The 21,152-nt window shown below is 43.3% G+C and carries 22 protein-coding genes; 9 read left to right on the forward strand and 13 right to left on the reverse strand.

Annotated features, from left to right (window positions below):
• Positions 1–24: 24 nt before the first annotated feature.
• The 4 genes from pepN to L2729_RS12510 all read right to left on the reverse strand — a co-directional run bounded on the left by pepN (position 25) and on the right by L2729_RS12510 (position 5,277).
• On the reverse strand, positions 25–2,664 hold the full coding sequence (pepN, locus tag L2729_RS12495; protein ID WP_283104224.1) for an aminopeptidase N: 2,640 nt from the start codon (positions 2,662–2,664) through the stop codon (positions 25–27).
• 157 nt (positions 2,665–2,821) lie between these two features.
• Positions 2,822–3,415: a penicillin-binding protein activator LpoB gene (gene lpoB / locus L2729_RS12500; protein WP_248988571.1), complete on the reverse strand. Its 594-nt coding sequence runs from the start codon at positions 3,413–3,415 to the stop codon at positions 2,822–2,824.
• Positions 3,416–3,438: 23 nt separating this feature from the next.
• Positions 3,439–4,806, reverse strand: coding sequence for a COG3014 family protein (locus L2729_RS12505; protein ID WP_248988572.1), 1,368 nt, complete (start codon positions 4,804–4,806; stop codon positions 3,439–3,441).
• A 258-nt stretch (positions 4,807–5,064) separates the two neighbouring features.
• Positions 5,065–5,277 (reverse strand): SlyX family protein, encoded by a 213-nt coding sequence (locus tag L2729_RS12510; protein WP_101091774.1) that lies wholly within the window; start codon positions 5,275–5,277, stop codon positions 5,065–5,067.
• Positions 5,278–5,719: 442 nt separating this feature from the next.
• On the opposite strand from L2729_RS12510, the gene fkpA reads away from it, so the two are divergent.
• A complete protein-coding gene (fkpA, locus tag L2729_RS12515) occupies positions 5,720–6,490 on the forward strand; it encodes an FKBP-type peptidyl-prolyl cis-trans isomerase (protein ID WP_248988573.1) in 771 nt (256 codons plus the stop codon).
• Positions 6,491–6,556: 66 nt separating this feature from the next.
• On the opposite strand, the gene L2729_RS12520 is transcribed toward fkpA, so the two are convergent.
• The gene (locus L2729_RS12520) at positions 6,557–7,111 is read right to left on the reverse strand and encodes a DUF4136 domain-containing protein (protein WP_248988574.1); all 555 of its coding nucleotides are present in this window, start codon (positions 7,109–7,111) and stop codon (positions 6,557–6,559) included.
• A gap of 196 nt (positions 7,112–7,307) precedes the next feature.
• Here L2729_RS12520 and L2729_RS12525 point away from each other — a divergent pair, with 196 nt between their 5' ends.
• Positions 7,308–7,613 carry a DUF1289 domain-containing protein gene (locus L2729_RS12525; RefSeq protein WP_101091777.1) on the forward strand — a complete coding sequence of 102 codons (306 nt, stop codon included), beginning with the start codon at positions 7,308–7,310 and terminating at the stop codon, positions 7,611–7,613.
• A 17-nt stretch (positions 7,614–7,630) separates the two neighbouring features.
• On the opposite strand, the gene L2729_RS12530 is transcribed toward L2729_RS12525, so the two are convergent.
• The 5 genes from L2729_RS12530 to L2729_RS12550 form a co-directional block, all read right to left on the reverse strand.
• Positions 7,631–8,890 (reverse strand): sensor histidine kinase, encoded by a 1,260-nt coding sequence (locus L2729_RS12530; protein ID WP_248988575.1) that lies wholly within the window; start codon positions 8,888–8,890, stop codon positions 7,631–7,633.
• Between the two features lie 18 nt (positions 8,891–8,908).
• Positions 8,909–9,622, reverse strand: a complete 714-nt coding sequence (locus L2729_RS12535; RefSeq protein WP_248988576.1) for a response regulator — start codon at positions 9,620–9,622, stop codon at positions 8,909–8,911.
• On the reverse strand, positions 9,622–10,008 hold the full coding sequence (locus L2729_RS12540) for a DUF3019 domain-containing protein (RefSeq protein WP_248988577.1): 387 nt from the start codon (positions 10,006–10,008) through the stop codon (positions 9,622–9,624). The genes L2729_RS12535 and L2729_RS12540 overlap by 1 nt, the downstream gene beginning before the upstream one ends.
• A gap of 32 nt (positions 10,009–10,040) precedes the next feature.
• Positions 10,041–10,907, reverse strand: a complete 867-nt coding sequence (locus L2729_RS12545) for a MipA/OmpV family protein (protein WP_248988578.1) — start codon at positions 10,905–10,907, stop codon at positions 10,041–10,043.
• 443 nt (positions 10,908–11,350) lie between these two features.
• On the reverse strand, positions 11,351–11,830 hold the full coding sequence (locus L2729_RS12550) for a YcxB family protein (protein WP_248988579.1): 480 nt from the start codon (positions 11,828–11,830) through the stop codon (positions 11,351–11,353).
• Between the two features lie 146 nt (positions 11,831–11,976).
• Between L2729_RS12550 and L2729_RS12555 the strand changes: the two genes are divergently transcribed.
• Positions 11,977–12,318, forward strand: a complete 342-nt coding sequence (locus tag L2729_RS12555; protein WP_248988612.1) for a TehB family protein — start codon at positions 11,977–11,979, stop codon at positions 12,316–12,318.
• 52 nt (positions 12,319–12,370) lie between these two features.
• Here L2729_RS12555 and L2729_RS12560 read toward each other — a convergent pair whose 3' ends face one another.
• Positions 12,371–13,255, reverse strand: a complete 885-nt coding sequence (locus L2729_RS12560) for a universal stress protein (protein WP_248988580.1) — start codon at positions 13,253–13,255, stop codon at positions 12,371–12,373.
• 348 nt (positions 13,256–13,603) lie between these two features.
• On the opposite strand from L2729_RS12560, the gene L2729_RS12565 reads away from it, so the two are divergent.
• Positions 13,604–13,849 carry a hypothetical protein gene (locus L2729_RS12565; protein ID WP_248988581.1) on the forward strand — a complete coding sequence of 82 codons (246 nt, stop codon included), beginning with the start codon at positions 13,604–13,606 and terminating at the stop codon, positions 13,847–13,849.
• A 121-nt stretch (positions 13,850–13,970) separates the two neighbouring features.
• Positions 13,971–14,723 (forward strand): SDR family oxidoreductase, encoded by a 753-nt coding sequence (locus L2729_RS12570; protein ID WP_248988582.1) that lies wholly within the window; start codon positions 13,971–13,973, stop codon positions 14,721–14,723.
• Positions 14,724–14,837: 114 nt separating this feature from the next.
• Here L2729_RS12570 and L2729_RS12575 read toward each other — a convergent pair whose 3' ends face one another.
• Together L2729_RS12575 and L2729_RS12580 are read right to left on the reverse strand one after the other, a co-directional pair.
• Positions 14,838–15,254, reverse strand: a complete 417-nt coding sequence (locus L2729_RS12575; RefSeq protein WP_101091785.1) for a VOC family protein — start codon at positions 15,252–15,254, stop codon at positions 14,838–14,840.
• Between the two features lie 36 nt (positions 15,255–15,290).
• Positions 15,291–15,899, reverse strand: coding sequence for an NAD(P)H-dependent oxidoreductase (locus L2729_RS12580; protein WP_248988583.1), 609 nt, complete (start codon positions 15,897–15,899; stop codon positions 15,291–15,293).
• Positions 15,900–16,024: 125 nt separating this feature from the next.
• On the opposite strand from L2729_RS12580, the gene L2729_RS12585 reads away from it, so the two are divergent.
• From L2729_RS12585 to L2729_RS12600, 4 genes are all read left to right on the forward strand, one after another.
• On the forward strand, positions 16,025–16,648 hold the full coding sequence (locus L2729_RS12585) for a helix-turn-helix transcriptional regulator (RefSeq protein WP_248988584.1): 624 nt from the start codon (positions 16,025–16,027) through the stop codon (positions 16,646–16,648).
• A 116-nt stretch (positions 16,649–16,764) separates the two neighbouring features.
• On the forward strand, positions 16,765–17,466 hold the full coding sequence (locus L2729_RS12590) for a pseudouridine synthase (RefSeq protein ID WP_248988585.1): 702 nt from the start codon (positions 16,765–16,767) through the stop codon (positions 17,464–17,466).
• 188 nt (positions 17,467–17,654) lie between these two features.
• Positions 17,655–18,620, forward strand: coding sequence for a LysR family transcriptional regulator (locus tag L2729_RS12595; RefSeq protein WP_248988586.1), 966 nt, complete (start codon positions 17,655–17,657; stop codon positions 18,618–18,620).
• Positions 18,621–18,801: 181 nt separating this feature from the next.
• On the forward strand, positions 18,802–21,150 hold the full coding sequence (locus tag L2729_RS12600) for an OmcA/MtrC family decaheme c-type cytochrome (RefSeq protein ID WP_428848248.1): 2,349 nt from the start codon (positions 18,802–18,804) through the stop codon (positions 21,148–21,150).
• Positions 21,151–21,152 lie beyond the last annotated feature (2 nt).

Here is a 21,152-nt window from a genome sequence, read left to right on the forward strand (position 1 = left end):
TGAACCGCGATAATTGTTTCTTTATTATCGGCTCATTTTAGAGGTTATCAGCAGGCACTTTTGCTCCTGTTGAATGGCTTCTTTTAGTGCCCGCTGGGTGCCGTCAGACAGCTGCTCGTTGTTGCTCTGCAAGTGTTGTAATGCACTGACATTGCCATAGCTGCAATCCGTTGGGATTAAGTCTTTTGCGTAACTGCGCATAAACACTGGGCCTTTGTCTTTGTCTAACTGCGCCAGTGTGGTTAGTCGCTGATCTGCTGTGACCGCGCTGAGAGACTTTTGTTCACTGGGATACAAGTTATCCATAATGGTACGTTGCTTGGAGAAAGGGAGGTTGGTGTCTTGCTGAATGCGGGTTAACCACTGGCGTTTTTTCAGTGCATCAGGACGGGATACTTCAGCGGCAAGTGCTGATTTTTGGCCAGAGTCACTGCTATCAAGTTCACGTTCCTTACGTAACCAGTACATCGCGCTCGGGTGATCATAGCGGTTTAAATGGCTAATCATCATCCAACGAAGATCTTGATCCAAGGTTAAGCCTTTAATACTGGCTTTATTGTTAAGCAAGGCATCGATGTTATTGAGCGCATCTTGGCTTCGTGCAAACGCGATATAGTTGCTAAACCAACGTCGCTGAAAATCACGGTTGTGACTATTTATCATCACCTTTCTCAGGCTCATTTGCTCAATAGCTCGGATAGCTTTTCGTGCATAACGTTGGTTTATTGGAGCCATCTTGTCGAGATAGACGCGTGTCTTAGATAAGCTTGAAAGCACCTGACCTACAATCGTGTCATCAGTTTCCCCTGGCAAATTTACCAGTACAGTGCCGATATAATCGTTCAGTGAAAGGCTGCCATCCTCCACGCTATCCCACAAGCTTTGCCAAAGCATAGAGCGCAATAGTGGATCTTTTACTAAGCGTAAATTTTGTTTTGCGGTGTTGAATGATACTGGGTCTAAATTAACTTTTACAAAGCCCCAATCTTGATAATTTGGATAGACGAGATCTGGGCAATAAAGGCCCACAAGGCTGGTGACATTGGTGGTGCTGCCGCTATAAGTCACCGGCATACTGATATTGTGATGCAGTCGGTTACGCCCTTTAGTAAATAAGCCTATTTGAACGTGCTGCTCACGTAATGTCGGTAGCGTGTCGCTTGCAGCTGACTGATTAAGGCTAAACTGTGTGATGCGACCATTTTCACAACTAAAGCTGGCTTGGATACTGTTAACTCCGGCTTCATAAAGCCATTGCTGACTCCAAGTGGTGAGGTTTTTATTGGCCGCCTTGCCTAAGCTTTTAATAAAGTCATTTAGCTCAGCATTCTGATAACTGTATTGAGTGAGGTAATTTCGTACGCCAGTTTGAAAGGCCTTTTCACCTAATAGATGATTCAGTTGCTTGAGGGCTGAAGCGCCTTTCGAATAGGTAATGGCGTCGATATTATCAAAAGCATTTTGTGTGGTGGCGACGGGGACTTCAATAGGGTGAGTGCTAGCTTGGCTATCTAAATGATAAGCACTTTGTTTATTGTTGGCATAAAAGCTGCGCCAAGCATAGGTGAATTCAGTGGCTTCTGCGGTTGCAAGGGTCCCCATAAAGGAGGCGAAACTTTCATTTAGCCACAAACCATTCCACCATTTCATGGTGACGAGATTACCAAACCACTGATGTGCCATCTCATGCATAATCACGCCTGCTAGACGTTGCTTTTGTGTTGCGGTCATTTCGGTATTAAACAGAAAGCGACTTTCGCTGAAGGTGATAGCTGCGGCATTTTCCATCGCACCATAGAGAAAGTCGGGTACCAGCACTTGGTCATACTTTTTAAACGGGTAGGGGATCCCAAAGTACTCATCGAAAAATGTAAGTCCCTGCTGAGTATAAGTAAACCAGTCTTGTGGTGTGACTTGGTCTACTACAGATTGCCGCGCAAATAAACGGAGCGGGTACTTGCCACTGTTATCGGTCCACTGATGATATGGGCCGGCATGCATTGAGAAGTTATACGGGCTCAACTTAGGCGATTGAGGAAAGTGCCATTGGCGGGTATCGCCCTGTTCTGTTGTTGAAGACTCTCGCATCGCACTGATGACTGTCCACTCTTTTGGCGCGGTAACAGACAAAGTGTAGGTCGCTTTAAGATCGGGCTGGTCAAAGACGGCAAACATCTGTTGCGCCGCGGCGGGTTCGAAGTGGGAGTAAAGATAGACTTTGTCATCAACCGGATCGACAAAACGATGCAGCCCTTCGCCGTTGGTGCTATGTGCACGGGTAAATTGAACTTCAACGGTGTTGCGGCCACTGACTAACAACCCTGGATTAAGGGTTATATAACGATTGTTATAGTTTGGATAAACCTTTTTGCCATTAATACTAAAGTGGCTAATGGTTGCTTGATTGAGATCGAGTGTGAGCGCTTTATTGGTATCACTGAGGTTAAAGTTAACGTTAGTGGTTGCAGAGAATGTCGTGCCCCCTGTTAAGGTAAAGTCCAAATCATAATGCACATCAGACACTCTAGCGGAGCGCTGTGCTGCAGATTGTTGGCTAATGTAGGCAGAACCATCTCGAGAGGATATTGGCTCACGAGGCGTTGAATTACATGCAGCAAGTACAACGGAGATGACAATAACGACAGCAGTATGAAGCAGGTTCAAAACAGCATCCTTTTAATAAGCGATTTAGTGCCAATAGAAACAAGCTGCATACGGTACCTTATTTCAGCGATACGCTGAAGTTAAAATCACTTTGTTGGGGCATTAAAAAAGCCAGCGAGATGCTGGCTTTAAGAGACAATGTTGTACTAACTTAGCATTACATGCCTAGGAAAGACTTAGACTTAACTTTGCGGATCTCTTTTTCATCAGACCATTCAATAAGGCCTGTTTCCAAATCCATCAAACGCATGGTCATCTTGTAGTAAACATCTTTAGTGCTGCCATCTTCTTTTACGATGCTAGATAGGTTGCCATAAAGCATGTACTGCGCGCCAATTTGACGGCCAAAGCTAATGGCTGTTGATGGGTCAACCATGCCTGAATTATTTTGATAATCTAGTTGCTTACGCACCGAGTCAACTTTAGTCATATCGATAAAGCGGAACTTGCCAGAGCGTAATAGTTTATTGCTAATGGAGTCAGTAACCGATTCCGTATCGATATGCTCAGAAGTTTTGTTCTTCACTTTATCAACAAACATAATCGGACGGTCGTTAGCGGTCATCGCAACAACAGGTGGGAAGGTCAGCATGCTATCAACCATTTTAGCGGCAATAGCCTGTAGATCGGTTGAGCCAAAGTTTTCGTTGACGGTTTCCACTTCAGTGGCATCACCGTATTCAACTTTTGATTGGCACGCCGACAAGCCGATGACTGCCGCGAGAATAAAAATTACTTTTAAATGTTTCATAGTGAGTTCCATACAAGTGATTGCTAAATTATTATTGAATAAAAACGGGTGTAATTGCCAGTATCAATGACCCAAATGAGTGTGGTTCGGCCACTTTTTACCTCAATAGAGCTCGGTGCTGCATTATCGAGCTTAACGGAGTAGTTACCTGCCTTTATGTAAGTGCGGGCAATTTGTGCTTGTTCTGGCAAGGTTAGCCAGCTACGTCTGTCGGCTTGCTCGGTGACGACGTTAAATATTTGCATTGCAATGGCTGCATAGTCAGTTTGATTATTGCGGCGTTTGCTTTCGCTTTCTACACTTTGTGCCATTTCTGATTTTGCATAAACTCGTGCGGCTTGTCTTATCAGTGCGGCAGGCAAGTCTTCTTTTAGTGCTGTAATCGCTAATGCATCAATATTGGCAATAGGCGCTGCAATTAATACGGTACCAAGACCTTGTATACGACCGGCTCTTACCGTTTGCTTCGTTGGGAAGTAGGTGGCGAGTGACGCAGTTTGCCAGTTACCATGTATGGTAAAAGGCACGGTTAGGCTTTTCTTTTCAGGTACAAAGCCACGTTCCAACATCAGGATAACTTGTCCCTCTTCCTTTTTTGGCAATATGGCGTCGCCCCAACGCTTTTTAAATTCATCATATTGTGGCATCGACAATTGTTTAGCGAGTCTGACTAAATCTTTTTGTAAGTATGGGTTGTTTGGTGATATTTGCGCCGCTTTACGGTAGTCGATATAAGCGTCATTAGGTTCACCTAAGATCTCATGCAACATACCAGTGGTGTAGTAGCTATAGGCATTTAAAAATGAGCTGGTAGTACTTCCCGCCGCTTTACCGAGTTTATTGACTTCGGCATCAATGGTGCCATTAGCCATTGCTTGCACAGACTTGTTGGACTTTTGATAGCGTGCTTGCTCTGAACTTTGCAGCTCGTTACTGCGACGAACTTCCACTAATGCACCTTCAGCGTCACCACTGAATAGATAGTTAAGCGCTTGATACTGGTGGAGCATCACTCGCTCATAACCCGGACCTCGGTAGGGGATCACGTTGTCATTAATAAACAGGCTGGTGGCAGTGGCGCCCGCATCGCTTAAGCTGAGCTTCGCTTTATCATCAAACACCCGATAAGCATTAGTTGCTTGTTGATAGAATGTTTTACTGGCTTCGAAATCGCCCGCTATTTGTGCGGAGCGTCCAGCCTCCTGTGCGTACAGCAGGCCATCGGCACTGGTCACTTCTGATTCCACAATTTTCGCCGCTTGCTGAGGCGTTGCAGAATTGAGTTGCGCTTTTACGGGTGCAATCTGAGAAGGGTAGTTAATGAATACGCTGTTAAATGCACATCCACTTAGACTTAGCATCATGGTCGTCAGTAATAATAAACGTCTCATGCTAACGTCTCGATAAAGTGTGCTATTTGCATTGGCTTCCTTGTTTGCTCTGGAGAATGGGCCGAGCACTAAAATGCAGTATAAATGATAAAATCAATCTGATAAGAGAATGTATATATATTTACAAAGTTTCATTTATACCAGCGCACTTTTAACATATCGAATCTGAACGTAACATGAATGCATAACGACTATTACTGTTTAAATATAGCAAGAGTTTAAGCTGTTAATCTAGTCGTTGTCGTTATCCATTTGTCACTAGAAGTGTGGCGGTGGTGTTTCGTCCGCTTGGGATGCCATATTACTCGGTTCAGCTGATTGTAATTTATTGAGTAATAAACGTAACTGCTCCTGCTGTATTGCAACGACATCATTTAGCTTGATGAGTTGTTGATTGAGCTCCTCGATGGTTCCGTCTTGGAACGCCAATTTCATCTCTAACTCTTCAATTCTGTGTTCTATATTATCCACGTTTACCTCTGATGGATGGGTAAATGCTCATTGCACTTACTGTTGATTATCGTTAGTTGAAGCAGAGTATACAACGGCTCCGTATATTTGGGGATAGTCGTATTAACAACTTATCGAACATGTTAGATAAGTTGTCAGTAAGCAGTAAGCGAAAAAGAAGTTAAAAAGGGGTTTATTAACCGTTGTCATCATTAAGGTTTGAACTTGCTCTATTCTGTGTTGTCTTTTAAGTGAATCTTTGTTCATACAAGTGCAATAGTCGTTCAGGCTAGTGACAGGCAATGTATGTAATATATTAATCTGTATTGAAAAAGTGGCTAAATCACGGTGACGTCGCTTTTATCTAATCAGATTGGAATAACCTATTTAACTAGTATAAAGTAGTTCGCCTAATAAAAGTAAAGGTTATAGTAACCACGTGTAGATGCTGAGGAAGCTTTAAATGAAATCTATTTATAAATATTCACTAGTGGCTTTGGCCGTTGTTGGTCTTAGCGCTTGTAATCAAGCAGAAGAAGCAGTTGCTGCGCCAGTAGAATTGAAAACTGATGCACAAAAAGAAGCCTACAGCGTTGGCGCGTCAATTGGTACTTATATGGCTGGCCATATCAAGGAACAAGAGGAACTAGGTTTAGCGGTAGACAGAAACCTAGTCGTGACTGGTTTCAGCGAAGGCTTGAACAGCGAGCTAAAGCTAACGCAAGAAGAGATGCAAACAGTATTGCAAACCCTTGATGAAAAGCTAAATGAAAAGCGCCAAACACAAGCGGCTGCATTAGCAGAGAAAAGCTTGGCTAGCAGCAGCGCATACCTTGAAACAAACAAAGCAAAAGACGGTGTTGTAACGACTGAGTCTGGCTTACAGTACGAAGTATTAACCGAAGGTACTGGCGAGAAGCCTGTTGCTGCTGACACTGTTAAAGTTCATTATGTTGGTACATTAACCGATGGTACTGAGTTCGACAGCTCAGTTGCTCGTGGCGAGCCTGCAACGTTCCCATTGAACCGTGTTATTCCAGGTTGGACTGAAGGCGTACAGCTAATGTCTGTGGGTTCTAAGTTTAAGTTCGTTATCCCGTCTGAATTAGCTTATGGTGATCGCGATACAGCCACTATTCCTGCTAACTCTACTTTAGTATTTGAAGTTGAGTTATTGGATATCCAAAAAGCGGATGCACCAGCTGCAGAAGCAAGTGCTGCACACGCACACTAATCCCGAATAATATTGGGAACAAAAAAAGGACGCATAGCGTCCTTTTTTAATATCTTCAATTTGGTGTTATGGCTTTTTCTGCGGTGGAAATAGCGCTAATATTTTGCTAACAGTCGCGTTGGTCTCTTGCGCCTTTTCTTCGCCGCCATCATCAAAAGTAAATTTGTCACTGCCGCGCCAAATGAGTTTTTGTGTTTGCGGGTCCAGCACATCAATCTGTATGGTTTGGATTTTTGCGGTATCACTTCCCACGGGAACATCAACACTGGTACCTATTGAGGCGCCGCTAGAACTACCCCATGAGCCTGCACCGAGTCCAATAGAAAAGCCCGAATCTTTGGGTTTATCATCGACTCTAAAGCCATAAGTCACCAAAAAGTCAGCAGCTTCATCCTGTTGGATAAATCCCTGAGTGATAAGCGCAGCCGCAATAGATTGCTGAATTCTTGCGGCACTGAGCGGATCGGTTGTTTGCGCGGGCTCTACTTGTGAAAATGTCTTTAGCGGAGAGAAGTTGTAATCAAGGTCGTAATCACTCTTTGGCGGAGAACTGCACCCAAGTAGGGAAAGTAGCGGTAGTGATAGCAAGCAAATTAATAAGGTTCGTTTTAGTGTATTCATTATTTAGCCTCTTTAATTTAAGGCGTTAAGCCCCATTATCCTTTTGGTTCACTCGCTGATATTAGTCAATAACTGCAATGAGCGTGCTCACGTTACGCTAAATCAACGTCATTAAGTATGCTGTCTTCTGCTGTTTTGAGTCGATAGCATCGTTAATGAAATTGGTATTACTTCTTACATAGTATATGTTTAGAGTATGGAGCAGTTAGAGTTTTTTGAGATCCCCAGCCCATGCATCGGTATTTGCCAAAGTGACGCGAGGGGATATTGCAAAGGGTGTTTACGTAATCGAGACGAACGTTTCAAGTGGCTCGAGTTTTCTGATGTGCAAAAATTTGATGTCATCAGGCTGTGTAAACAGCGTAAACGCCGTCGTCAGCTTGCGATACTAAAAGCAAAGAAGGCGCAACTTATCGAAGAAAGAGCCACAGTAAATCCGAGTTTAGATTTTAAAGATCAAGCGCCAGACTCACTCGATGTGAGTGATTTTAAATTAGACTAAACGCGTTACCAGCTCAATTATGGCTGATGCCAAGTTAAGGTGAATTGCGTAAAGCCTGGGTGGCTTTTTAGCGATATATCCCCTTGATGACGCTCCATGATCCGCTTAATAATTGCCAAGCCTAAACCATGGCCTTTATTACCATTACAACGGCTATCACTGCGATAAAACGGTTCGAAAATCTTCAGCTGGTCCTGCGCTAATATCCCTTCGCCATCATCGGTCACACTGAGACATATTTGTTTACCTTTACTGCTAATTTCGACAGTGATCTTCTCGACACCGAAACGTTGAGCGTTGGTGATCAAGTTCTGAAGTGCCCGTTCAATTAACGACGGATCGGCCTTCAGTTGTACTATCTGCTGAGGCTCAATTAACTCAATCGGGGTTGAGTGGTGCGACTGCAACCGTTTAATGGTTTGCTTTGTTAAGCTGTTTAAGTCGCAGAGTTCAAATTGTAGTCCTTCTCGTTGCGTCTCTAAACTGGCATAGGTCAACAGCTCCTGCAGCAAGTCTTCCATCTCTTTGATATCGAGTAACATCTCATCCAAAAATGCTTGGCGTCGCTGCTCATCAGACTCTGGTAAACAATATTGCGGGATCAATGCGAGGGCAAATTTGAGTCGAGCAAGTGGAGTTCTAATCTCATGAGAGACGGCATTTGAAAGGTGTTTTTGATTTTCGATGAGCGCACTAATGTGCGCGGCCATATCATTAAAGGTGGTGGCTAATGGCAACACTTGTGAGCGTTTAGCAAGCTGGATACGAGTATTCCACTTTGCTTGGCCAAACTCTTTTGTTGCGTTACGCAGTGTTTTTAAATCTTTAGAGAGTGGCCACACCCAAATGAGCGCGACAAACGCCAATGAGAGATAAAAGAAGACATTATAAAGACCCCGCAAGCTAGCATCAGGATCAAGCGCAATGGGGCCAGCCATTAAGATTTGTTCGCCTACAGCAACGAATTGAAGTTCATGATTGATATCATAGGGCGTAGCAATAACAGCGTCGCTCTGTACCATCTGTTCTTCTGAGAACGCGACTTGGTCGGCATCGAGCAGTGCTAACGGAAAGTCAGGATTGCTGTTAATGCTGTTGAGCATCTCTTGTCGCTGCAGCGCGGGTAATTTTGTTAATACCTGCGCCAAAGCGATTAAAGGTGCATCGAGTGCACCCTCTTGATCGACATTCTGTTTCCAAAGACTATCGAGTGTCCAACCTATACCTAGAAAGCCAAGGCTTAACAGTAAATATAAGCTTAAAAATAGACGCTTCATTTTAGACTAGCTTGAAGATTAGTTATTCCAGGCTTCTGGTGCGAATAGATATCCCTGTCCCCAAACTGTTTTAATCCTGAAAGGTGTTTCAATATTATCACCAAGTTTCTTTCTCAAGCGCGAAATACGCACATCAATTTTTCTATCTTTACCGTCAAAGTCGATATTCAGTAAATATTGATAAATATACTGGCGGCTCATGACTTGCCCAGCCTGAGAGGCAAGTAACCATAATAATTCAAACTCATGGCTAGTAAGGTCAACTTCTATTTGACCCAGACGAATGGCTTGAGTGTGAGGATCGATACTTAACTTACCAAAGCTTAGACAATGAGACTCAACTTGTGGTGGCTTTGCTTGACGACGTAGTAAGTTATTTATTCTTGCCACTAATAACGCTGGGTCGACAGGTTTAACCACATAGTCATCAGCGCCGAGCTCAAAGCCTTTAATTTGGTCTTCATTTGAGCCCAATGCGCTCATTAATAAGATCGGCCCGGCAAAATAGTCTGGTAGTTTCTCACACAGAGTTAAACCGTCCATGCCTGGTAACATAATGTCCAGCAAAATGATGTCAGGTTTATAGTTGATTAGTCGGGTTAATACGGTATCTCCGCGACGCTCCACTTCAACGTGCATTCCATGCGATTTTAAGTAGTCTACGATCAAGTTGGCCAGACGAATGTCATCTTCTACGAGTAGGACTCTATGCGTAGATTGAGAGTTGGTCATTAAAATAAACTCCATGGGTTGCGGTAACGACGCCTTACTTGAGGCGAAGAAGCTTGAGTAACTTTTAATTTTACACCCGCGAGAGTCTCGTGGGTATCTTTGTCTATCATGACAAACTGAATATCTTGGTCTGCACTGATATTGATCGCTAAAGAGTTAACGGCAGGTGAATTATTGCACCACTTTTTAAGCCCTTTGTAGTCAGACATGATGCATATTGAGCGGTTTTGTAACAGCTCCCACGTCAGTACAACTTCAGTGTTACAAGTTTCTTCATCTTCACTGGTAATACAAATGGTGGGGGATAAGCTCAGACTGGCAGTAAGAGGCTCAAGCTCTTCAGCGACAGCATAGCCACTAAACGCCGAGTAAAAAAGGAACCACAAGCATGATTTTTTTGCTATTGATAACACTGGCGTTAAAACCTATACGCTGCGCCTACAAAATAGGTAGTCGTATAATCTTTGTCGAGCAGAGGGCTATCAACAATTTCATCGGCAAGGTCGGTATAACGTGCTACCAGCAAAATATTCCAATTTTCAGTTAACACATATTGTCCTGTGAATTCGATACTTTGATTCAAAGCTGACTCCGCTTGGTACTTTTCGCTCCAATAGGGGCTCTCACTCGGTCTAATACCATAATAATAATCAACGACTTGTTCGCTTTTCCAGTCTAACACAGCTGCGAACTCAAAATTCCAACTATCAAGTGGAATATTGTACAACCATTTTAACTGCGCTTCAGTTCCATTATGCACATTAAAAAGGTCATGTGTAACAGAGGCTTTGACTATACCAAATCTAGTGTAAAGAAACGCTTCTACTCCGCCAAGATATGTAAAGCTTCGATCTTCGAGCTTACTAGTATCTATCTCAGGCTCTGGAATGGCGGCCATGATAGAGATGTTAGAACGCGCAGCACTATGTCCATTAACAAGGAAGATATTAGAGGGATCCCAACGATAAAAAAAGGCGCGGTCGGTACTAAACGTACTGACTACATTGACGGTGTAATTTTCGCCTTCAGTGACGGTGTAACCAATATTACCGTTATCAAAAAACCAACTGTCACCATAGTAGGCGATGGTTGGAACGGCATAAATAGGGATATCATCGAAATCTTTAAGCGGGTTTGATTTAACGCCGTAACCGAGTGCAATACCTATATCCCAACGGCCAACTTCAATACAGTCGGTGTTGTTGCCGCAAGCATCGTTATTGCTAGCGTGCGCAGAAGTTGCAAAAAAGCTAATACTTAGGATTAGCGCGAATAGATAATGCATAGATTGATATCGACTTATGATTACAAAATTAACAAAAGAGAATATAGAGTATCACTAATAGTTAATCGCATCATGGGGAGGAGTGGATTTGTTGCAAAGTGATACAGGTCATAAAGTCATCAACAGGCTAGCCAGATTTAAACTCCCGCTAAATCCGCAACGACTGACGTAGAGCGGGATGAATTTGAAGCATTCGACTTAGAGCACTGAATAAAAAAGGATTTATGAGTGCAGGTATCGGTATATATAGAGCCTAGGTCGATATTTTAGTTGATTTTAAGATGTTAATCTTTTAGTGGGGGAGGCGTGTTTATGGGGGGCTGCAACTTACGTCAGTATTAATTTTCAGAGATTATTCAATTGCCTAGACGTAGTTAACATTGTTGGCTGAACGATGTGGCAGCCTAGCATCGTCAAGATGATACTAGGCTCAACTGCCGCTTTTAAACGTCATTCATCTTACTGCAGACAAATGCAATGGCCTCTTCATCTAGGCTACGTTTAGATAAGTAATTCACGGTGTTAGCTTGTTTGATTAAAAAGCCTTGTTCTGATTCAGAAATAGACACAACATCTTGCCAAAGAATGCTTCCTTTGACATAAAACGAGTCATTCGAGATCCCTTGTTCATCGATTGTTAGCGTCACTTCATTGCTGGCCGCTTTACTGACCATCTGACGCATAAGCCACCAAGGCTTTTTGTAACGTATGTTTAATGCTTCTAATATGCCGAGTACGATTAAAAACCACGAGGCGTAAGCGTTGATCCCAGTCAGCAGCAATACAATGCCAATAAGTATAAAGATGATGGCCTTTTTATGAGCGCGTATTGAGGTATCAATGACAACTGACTCATCAAAGCACTCGCTAAAGTGGCTTTTATCTAAAGTATATTGAGTGGTATAGCTGTATTCAGATTTCATTTGGGCTCATTAGTTTAATGCGAAAATAATGCTTAAGGCGCTAATTCGATATTATACCCTTAAGTTTGCATTTAGTTGATTAACTCAGGCTTAATCAAGCTATATTGAAGCAAGGTTTGGCAATGATAAAGGGGTTAAAAGAGATTATGGCAACGATACCAACAGATTTTGTAAATTATAAATCAACACCATTGTTTGATAAAGACACTGTGCCAAAGATGTTTTTGCATCTGCATAACACTAAAGCAGGCGTGTATGGGCAAATTCATGTGTTAAGCGGCACGCTGAAGTTTTATGGTTTTAAAGATAGGCGAGCAGAGGTGGAGCAAGAGATCGTTATTGAGGTTGGCCAGACCGCTATTTCGCCACCGCAATATTGGCATAAAGTAGAGTTATTAACGGCAGACACCCAGTTTAGAGTCGATTTTTGGGCACAAGCGGGATCTGATATTGTTGTTGAAAACCAAAGTGAAAGAGACGCCACATAAGTCATCATAGCGTCAATGCTGTCGTTAACGGCGACAAGAGACGCACTGACAATTAGTGATGAGTTGGCTTAATAGCAAGGATGTCACACTTTAATTGGTCAATGATGACCGATGAAGTGTGCCCCTTAAGTTCGCTAATAAAACCATGATGTTCACCAGCACCAATCACTAACAGATTAGCATTGCACCTATGTGCCACTTCAGGAATGATATGATCCGGCAGCCCTTGCTCAAGGTGCAGATGGTCATCGCCTAAATGGTATGCTTTAGCCGAATCGATTAAGTGCTCCCAGTGATGACTCCTTTGCTCCTCATCAGTAAATAAGCCATGATCTTTATTGACCGACATACTCCAGTTTTCCAGTTGATAACAGTTAAGCAGGTGGATGTCATTATCGAGTAGGCTGGCAAGTTGCTGCGTATCATCTAACAAATGTTGATTAAGTTCTTTATGGGCAAAATTCGATCCTGCCGTTTCTAGCGCAGTTAAAATATGCCCTTGTGGTTGCCAACATTTGTTGCCCACAATTAAAATCGGCAAATCACTCTCGCGTAACAGATGCGCTTCGCAACTAGGAATGAACTCGTTGACAAGGGTATTGTGGTGCTGATTATTCACCACCACCAAGTCATAATCACCGGTGTTTGTTTCATTAAGGATCGCCACATGGTCTTTGACATTGTTAATTACTTTTACTTCTATTTCGACTCCTAGACGTTGGTATTTACTCAGTAGTTTATTGACAAAAAGCATAGGGTCCAGCGCATTGTTGGGGATTAAACCTAAGCGACTGAGAAAGTTATTATAAGGTCTTTCTACTTTTAAGGCGGTGACTTTCGCTTTGGTTTTACTGGCAAGTTGCAGGGCTTTGTTTAGGGCTACTTGTGCGGCTGAATGATTGTCTATTAGCGCTAATGTATGGTGGTAAGAGATCATCGTGAAGTACTCCGTTTTCTTTCACTCCATTTCGAACAACTGTAGACCAAAACCCGCTGAACACACGGTTTTCCTCATACCGAATCGCGCTTAAAGTCTGCTTCTAAAGTGCTATTCAATATACTCAATATTAACTTACTGATTTGGTTAAAAAGCATCATGTTAGTAATGAACAAATTCACATTTTTTCAAGAATGAGTCAATGTTAATGCCATTAACTTTCATGTTAACAATCTTTAACATGACATGATTTTAGCGATTGGTTAATCTCATTTGACTATCTGAAGGTTGGCATTTGATTCGGGCCTTAAAATGTAAGCTGTTAAAGTAATTCGCTAAGGAGAGGCTATGTTTGTGTTTGCAATGGAGTTGGTTTTTTGGCTGCTTTGGGATTTTGTGCTGTCATCTGTATTTTGTCTGACTGGCGCATTACTGATCCGCATCTTTACCTTTGGCAATACCCGCTATCCGTTGACGCCTCTGAGTTATTTCCGCCGTCGTAAGTACAAAGAGAAAGACCCATTTAATACGACCTTTATCGTGGGGTTTTCGTTCTACCTTTGTTTGCTGATTATCGCTATCTGGATAGGCTAGGTAAGCTTTATTCTTTTAACCCCGCAGCACTTATATTGTTTTAATGAGTTCAAACATCTGTTTACATTTTGTTCATTCAACAGTAGCTTAGCTAGAAATAACACTCACATCGCCAAATCATATGACTATAAGAAAAACTATCCTTATCACCGGTGCCAGTTCTGGGCTTGGCCGTGGAATGGCATTGGAGTTTGCTCACAAAGGTCGAGATCTCGCGTTATGTGCTCGGCGAATGGATAGACTCGAAGCGCTTAAAAGTGAACTTGAAAAGATTAATCCTAGCATTCGAATCTCGATTAAATCTCTAGATGTAAACGAGCATCAACAAGTCTTCGATGTGTTTGATGAATTTAATCAAGAGTTGGGCGTCATTGACCGGATCATTATTAATGCCGGTATGGGCAAAGGTGCCTCCATCGGGACCGGTCATTTTGAGGCCAACAAGCAAACCGCAGAAACTAATTTTGTTGCGCTTCTTGCACAAGCAGAAGCTGCGATGAAGATTTTTAGAGCGCAAAATGCGGGTCACTTAGTTACCATATCCTCGGTGAGTGCAGTTCGAGGCTTCAGGCGAGCGATGACAGTTTATGCGGCGACAAAGGCGGCGGTGAGCTCATTGACCGAAGGGATCCGTATTGATGTGATGAACACTCCAATTAGTGTGAGTTGCATTCATCCTGGTTTTATTCGCAGTGAGATTAACGAACAGGTCGATAAGGTCCCTTTTATCGTCGATACTGACGTTGGTTGCCGTGCAATGGTCAAAGCGATAGAGGCTGAAAAAGCCAATAGTTTTGTCCCTACATGGCCTTGGGCACTATTGCATTGGGCACTGCGAGTGGCACCAGATTCGTGGGTCAGAAAAATGAGTTGATCACGCTCATTCAGGTCATCAGTAAAGACGCACCACTAATACGCAGCACTAATATGCCCACCGTGACTCGCCAGTGCGACGATTCACGCTTATAACGGTTAATCATTATAACGATCAATAACGGTTACGTTCACTGGGAATATCGCTAAGGTATTGGACAAATTCAACCTCGTAACCGTCTGGGTCAATGTAGTATACATTGCGTCGATAAGGGTCTTCAGCGCCTGCTTTATCGACAGGATGGCCTATCGCCGCTAGGCGCGTTATTACAGCGTCTATATCATCGACGACAAAAGCAAAATGAGCCAAGCCGACTTGATGGCCACTCAAGTCGCGATTATTGTCGACACCATCATCATTAAACGTCAGATATTGATAATCATCGCCAAAATGGATCCAGTTGCGATCAACCCCATGCCACTGACTCACCCCACCGCCACGTGTCTTCCAATGGGGGAAAATAGCTTGGTAAAAAGCCAGAGTGGTCGGGATGTCTTTTACCACCAAATTTAAGTGTTCTAAATGCATCATAATGTGCTCCTTGCTGTCTGTTTAGTGATTAAGTTTTTACATGCCATAACTGTACTCCTGTTGTTTAGGGTAGGGCATGGCTTCATGGTTAACACGAATTGTTGTTAATGCTTCACTGTATTGCAGCAACATGTGTAAGCAGTAATTGATACGCTCACGTAAGTGCTGATCGCGCTCGCTCATGGCCTCTTCTTGGTTGAGCACCTCTTCAACCTGACGAATAATCAGATGGTCAGGTGTCGCCACCAATTTATTGTTCTTTAATGCATTCATCCTCAACTCTGCAATCGGGTATGCACCGCTAATGCCGCTCACCACCGACACTAATAACGCCGGTTTATGGGCTGTCTCTTGCTTATCACACATCAACAAGAAATTCTTAATCAGCGGTGAGGCCATACCGCCCCATTCAGGTGTTATTAACACCAGCGCATCAGCGCGCTTAATTTGTTGAGAGATTAAAGGCCAGCGACTACCGTCAACATTTTTGCTCTCGGGCTCACCGTCCCAAAATGGCAACTGATACTCACAAAGCTCAATGTGTTTTACATTATGCGTCGGTAGCATTTGTTGCATTAAGTATTGGGCCACTTTTGCACTTTGCGAGTCCTTACGTTGGCTGCCGCTAACAATCACTAATTCCATTTAAGTAAACCTTTTAGCTTATTAAGTGTTATGTAAAGTAATTGCTTTACATAATAAAGTAAAGATAAAAGTTTACTTAAGTATTGATTCAGTAATAATGTGCCTTAAGCGTTTAAGAGGTATATATGAAAACCAGCGATAAAATATTGCAGATGTTAAAGACCCAAGGCGAGCTGACAGCCAAAGTCATCGCAACAGAACTTGAATTGACCACCATGGGCGTGCGTCAACATCTACAAAGTCTAGAACACAGTAGCGATGTGATTTTTGCAGATAGAAAAGCGATTCGCGGCAGACCAACTCGTTACTGGTCCCTGACGCCCAAAAGTAATAGTCATTTTTCTGATCGCCATGAAGAACTCACCGTGCAATTAATTGATTCAGTAAAAACTATTTTTGGTGATCAAGGTTTAGAGCAGCTCATCGCCCATCGTGAAGAGGCGTCTTTTACGCTATATCAAGCCGCATTAACTGACGCAGTAGATCTATCCGCCAAGTTAGCCGTACTGGCTAGATTGCGAACGGAAGAGGGTTATATGGCCAGCGTTGAAGTGAGTGATGATGTTTATTGGCTGCTTGAAAATCACTGTCCAATATGTGCAGCAGCTGCCTCATGCCTCAACTTTTGCCGTTCAGAACTGCAACTGTTTCAGTCGCTGCTAAAAGAGGACGCTAGTGTTAGCCGTGAAGAGCATATTATTGAGGGCGCGCGTCGCTGCGCTTATAAGATTGTGCCGGTTGACGGTTGACGGTTGACGGTTGACGGTTGACGGTTGACGGTTGACGGATGACGGATGACGGATGACAGATGACAGATGACAGATGACAGATGACAGATGACAGATGACGAAAAGAGGCAGAAAGGGTGGAATCTAAACGAGCACGGTTAGATCGATTTATTAGTGTAAAAACCTCCATTAATCGCAAACATGTCCGACTTCTGCTGGCGAAAGGATTAGTTGAAGTTGATGGTAAAGTCGCACGAGATATTGATCAAATCATCGATGAATTTTCTCATGTCTGTCTAGAGGGCGAAATACTACAAGCCAACACGCCAAGCTATGTGATGCTGCATAAACCGATAGGGGTGGTCAGTGCCACTGTTGATGATAAGCATAAAACGGTGATCGATCTACTGACTCACAAAGACAAACATAGTCTGCATATTGTCGGCCGTTTAGATCTCAATACATCAGGATTACTGCTATTAACTAACGATGGTCGCTGGTCAAAGCGGTTAATGTCGCCAGAGCATAAAGTGGCCAAGCTATATCGGGTGACACTAAAGAACCCGCTTGATGTGTCCTACATTAACGCGTTTGCAGCGGGGATGTACTTTGAATTTGAAGATATCACTACCTTGCCAGCTAAGCTTGAAATTATCGATGAATATACTGCATTAGTTAGCCTGATGGAGGGGCGTTATCACCAAATAAAGCGTATGTTTGGTCGTTTTCGTAACCCCGTAGTGGGTCTACATCGAATATCCGTGGGCAACATTGTACTCGATTCCGATTTAGTGCCAGGACAGAGCCGATTATTAACCGCTGGAGAAGTGTCGGAGTAGCCTCAATAGCGCCTTTTTATAGTATGTTATTCAGTCACTATCGAAATTCCACAGTCACATTGTCGCTGATCGGTATGATGTGTACCCTATATTTGATTATTATGTTGCAGCTATTAGCAAGGATCACTATTTGAGATGCAAGAGTATGCTATATCTATAGCTAAGTATTCAAATAATGACTAAAAATAATGCTTAATGAATCACTGAAAAAGTTGTCTGAATTAGATGTTTTTTGTCTTATCGTGTTTAAGACTCTCTACGAGAATGGCCATGCGAACTCGACCGCAATTGAGTTACAAGTGTCGGCTCCAAAAATTAGCCGTTGCCTTACGTTGTTACGCACAACGTTCAATGACGAACTGTTCTACCGGAGACTGCAGGGGCTAAAACCTACGCCCTTGGCTGAACTGTTATACGGTCCTATTTGTGATTTTTATCATGCTGTGACGCATATTGAACAGGTCGCATTTGACGAAACGGAATCAGAACTTACTCCAACGCTAAACATTGCTGTTACCCAAGGCATTATGAGGAGTTTAGCGATAGCCATTAGCAATCATGCCCAGCAAGAGGTTATTGGTAAGATCCGCCTGCAAAGTTGGGAAGCCAATTCAGCTGAATCTATTCATAATGGTGAGCTTGATTTTGGTATTGGATTTGATATTTCGCACACTGCTGAACTTGAATACGAATTATTAGGCACACTTGAAAGTGTTTATTTAGCTGCTAAAGAACAACACCCCATCTGGCAAAATATTCCAGATATCACCTTAGAACATATTGCGATTCATCCATTTTTATACCTCGAAAGTAAAGGGTTTAATGACAAGATTGATCCGCTGGAAATGTATTGTCGTAATGCGCAAATAGAGCTTGAAAGTGTCGAAAAAGTCACGAGTCGTGAGGCATGGTTTTGTCATTTGATGACGATGGGAAGCTTAGCTTTCCTGCCTGCGGTAGAAGCTGATGAGTGTAATAACATTCCGTCTTTAAGAACCGAAGCTTTACCTCGTGAACAAGTCGCGCTGTTGCATGGCGATATGTTATCTCCAAAATACTATCTTATTGAAAAAGAGCTTAAAAATAGAAGGTATACGCAAGAGAGAAGAACATTGGTCGTTGAGTTGGTACAGGGTTTACTCAAGTCTAATTAATTTATTTCCCGCCTATAATTTCAATTACTGGTATTGCCAATTTCAGTAATTGAAATTCCATTAACTGAATCTTTAATGTTTAGTCACATCTTTGATACAAATTAGTATCGAAATAGTCTGTTTCTTTTATATTTGATTTACTGCGTATGCAGCAAAATAATACCTATAAAGGGATAAGATGATGAGAACACATAAGAAGTCTTTATTGGCGATGGCATTGATAGCTGCCATCGGCTTGACTGGTTGTGGAGATGGTGATGATGGCCAAGACGGTGCACCAGGCGCACCGGGCACTCCTGGTACCCCAGGCACACCAGCAGGCATAACGGTTGATACCGTTAGTAGTGCCGCTGATTTTGTACTTACAGTAGCACCAGCTGATATCGTAGTCGTGGGTACGGACGCCTTCACTATTAAATTTACCGCAACAGGTAAAAACAGCAAAGGCGAAGCGGTTCCCTTTACTGGGCTAGAAAAAGTTGCGCTATATGTAATGAACCAGGCTGCTAACACCACTGATACTGGCGCACCGGTATTGTGGCAAAACAATGCACTGGCTAACGAGTTTGGCTCAAGTATGTATTGTACGCTAACGGGTAAAGCAACGGCTCGCGGTGGCGCAGAAGTAGATGCCTGTACTTTGGTTGAAGATGAAGCTAACCCAGGCACTTATACCGGAACGTGGGAGCATGATGGTAATGCGCCAGTCGTACTCGCCGAAGGCGATGCTAATAACCTATTCCGCGTCATGGTGCGTACCTATAATGTCTCTGATAGCTCAGGGACCGGCATCTCTGACAAACTACTGTCTACGCCTGTCGATTTTATTCCTGCAACGGGTGAGCTCGCTGTATCAGTAAAAGATTCAGTCTCTAATGCCGCTTGTATCAAGTGTCATAGTAGCAAAGTTGGTTACGCCGTTACTGACATCCGTATTGATAATATCGGTGCTCACCACAACTATCAAAAAGTAGAAAATTGCGTTGCTTGTCATAACCCGGCATATGCTGGTGGTGAAGCAGATCCAGAGAAAGGCTGGAATGCAAACTGGAATGCAATGATCCATACGTTACATAGTGGGCATAAGAGTTTTGTTCCATTAACAGGCGAAGCTGAAGAGGAGTTTGGTGAGATTGGCTTCCCGTCAGAGCTAAACGAATGTACCACTTGTCATGACAACGGTACTCAGTGGAACGACAATGTTTATGCTGAAGCTTGTGTGTCTTGTCATGCTGATATTGACTTCACCACTGGTGACGGTCACTTAGGTATTGTGCCTGAGAGTGATGCCGCCTGTTCAGGTTGTCATGGTTCAGGTAGCTTAAGTCCTATGCAAGCGCATAACGTTGGCGTTCGTGCAATGGCGACAGATTCAATTGAGATAGCCGTTTCGCAAGTCACCTATGCAGAAGATGTTGAAACCGTCGCGATTCCAGAGAAAGAGAGCTACGGTACGATTACGCCTGCACATGATGAAATACAAGATAAAATCATAGTGACATTTGATGTGACTGTTAATGGTGTAGCCGTTGCCGATGGCTTCGAGTTTACTAAGTTTACTAAGTATGACGTAATGAAGACCGGCTGGGTAAATGCTGACGGTACTTATTACGGCAGTGCGTCAGTCAACCTAAATGGTACCGTCGCAGCGGGTGGCAAGTTAGTTGTTACCCAAGTAGACAACTATGACCTCGACGCTAAGAGCATTGCAATTACGCCGCAATTCTCAGTTTGTACTGACTCAAAAGGCATGTTAATCGAATGTCTAGATACAAATGGTGAGCCACAGTACGATGTCGGTTATGTGGCAATTACTATGGCTCCAACGTATTGGAACCTTGCCAATGCTGATGGCAGCGGTGCAACAATCCCTCGCTTAAGTGACCCGCTACGTGTTACTGCCGATGAAGCCAAGTGTAATACTTGTCATACATCGCTAGGTATCGCTAAGCATTACGGTAATGAACGTTTTGACCAATGTGTTGGTTGTCATAATGATACTTGGGGCGGTTCTTATCACCCACAACCAGAGTACAAAACTGACGAAGTTGATGCCGACGGCCATCCAATCTTTAAAGCGATTGATGGTTTAAACTACAACACTCGTGACCTCTTTGCGGTAGCTCACCGTTTCCATAGTGGCTTATGGGACGACAACCGTGGTTTCCCTGCAATCCATCTTGATGCTGATATGGAAACTCAAGGTTACCCAGCGGTAGCAACTCAATGTGCAGCTTGTCATAAAGACGGTGTGAACTTGTTCGCTGCCGATGGTGGATTAGCATCAGGTAAGCGCGCGATTGCAGTTGATGGTGATGCAACTCAATTCATTAGCCCAACAGCTGAGGCGTGTCGTACTTGTCACGCTCACTCAGATGCTGCAGCGATGGCGCATTTTAAGAGCAATGGTGCAATAGTCGATGGTGCTCCATCAGCTACAGCTAACCTCCCCGTTGAATCTTGTGCAACGTGTCATGCTGAAGGTAAGACTTATGGTATCGACAAGATGCATATGGGAGGCGCTCACTAACT

The organism is Shewanella gelidimarina (genome assembly GCF_023283945.1).
Classification (GTDB): Bacteria; Pseudomonadota; Gammaproteobacteria; order Enterobacterales; family Shewanellaceae; genus Shewanella; species Shewanella gelidimarina.

What these genes read in the sequence shown, in the direction of transcription:
- L2729_RS12570 (WP_248988582.1), top strand. Translation starts at nt 13,971, where the DNA reads ATGACTATAAGAAAAACTATCCTTATCACCGGTGCCAGTTCTGGGCTT.
- L2729_RS12560 (WP_248988580.1), bottom strand. Translation starts at nt 13,255, where the DNA reads ATGATCTCTTACCACCATACATTAGCGCTAATAGACAATCATTCAGCC.
- L2729_RS12530 (WP_248988575.1), bottom strand. Translation starts at nt 8,890, where the DNA reads ATGAAGCGTCTATTTTTAAGCTTATATTTACTGTTAAGCCTTGGCTTT.
- L2729_RS12580 (WP_248988583.1), bottom strand. Translation starts at nt 15,899, where the DNA reads ATGGAATTAGTGATTGTTAGCGGCAGCCAACGTAAGGACTCGCAAAGT.
- L2729_RS12575 (WP_101091785.1), bottom strand. Translation starts at nt 15,254, where the DNA reads ATGATGCATTTAGAACACTTAAATTTGGTGGTAAAAGACATCCCGACC.
- L2729_RS12505 (WP_248988572.1), bottom strand. Translation starts at nt 4,806, where the DNA reads ATGAGACGTTTATTATTACTGACGACCATGATGCTAAGTCTAAGTGGA.
- L2729_RS12555 (WP_248988612.1), top strand. Translation starts at nt 11,977, where the DNA reads ATGGCAACGATACCAACAGATTTTGTAAATTATAAATCAACACCATTG.
- L2729_RS12525 (WP_101091777.1), top strand. Translation starts at nt 7,308, where the DNA reads ATGGAGCAGTTAGAGTTTTTTGAGATCCCCAGCCCATGCATCGGTATT.
- L2729_RS12585 (WP_248988584.1), top strand. Translation starts at nt 16,025, where the DNA reads ATGAAAACCAGCGATAAAATATTGCAGATGTTAAAGACCCAAGGCGAG.
- L2729_RS12600 (WP_428848248.1), top strand. Translation starts at nt 18,802, where the DNA reads ATGAGAACACATAAGAAGTCTTTATTGGCGATGGCATTGATAGCTGCC.
- L2729_RS12520 (WP_248988574.1), bottom strand. Translation starts at nt 7,111, where the DNA reads ATGAATACACTAAAACGAACCTTATTAATTTGCTTGCTATCACTACCG.
- L2729_RS12535 (WP_248988576.1), bottom strand. Translation starts at nt 9,622, where the DNA reads ATGACCAACTCTCAATCTACGCATAGAGTCCTACTCGTAGAAGATGAC.
- L2729_RS12550 (WP_248988579.1), bottom strand. Translation starts at nt 11,830, where the DNA reads ATGAAATCTGAATACAGCTATACCACTCAATATACTTTAGATAAAAGC.
- lpoB (WP_248988571.1), bottom strand. Translation starts at nt 3,415, where the DNA reads ATGAAACATTTAAAAGTAATTTTTATTCTCGCGGCAGTCATCGGCTTG.
- L2729_RS12545 (WP_248988578.1), bottom strand. Translation starts at nt 10,907, where the DNA reads ATGCATTATCTATTCGCGCTAATCCTAAGTATTAGCTTTTTTGCAACT.
- L2729_RS12565 (WP_248988581.1), top strand. Translation starts at nt 13,604, where the DNA reads ATGTTTGTGTTTGCAATGGAGTTGGTTTTTTGGCTGCTTTGGGATTTT.
- fkpA (WP_248988573.1), top strand. Translation starts at nt 5,720, where the DNA reads ATGAAATCTATTTATAAATATTCACTAGTGGCTTTGGCCGTTGTTGGT.
- L2729_RS12595 (WP_248988586.1), top strand. Translation starts at nt 17,655, where the DNA reads ATGCTTAATGAATCACTGAAAAAGTTGTCTGAATTAGATGTTTTTTGT.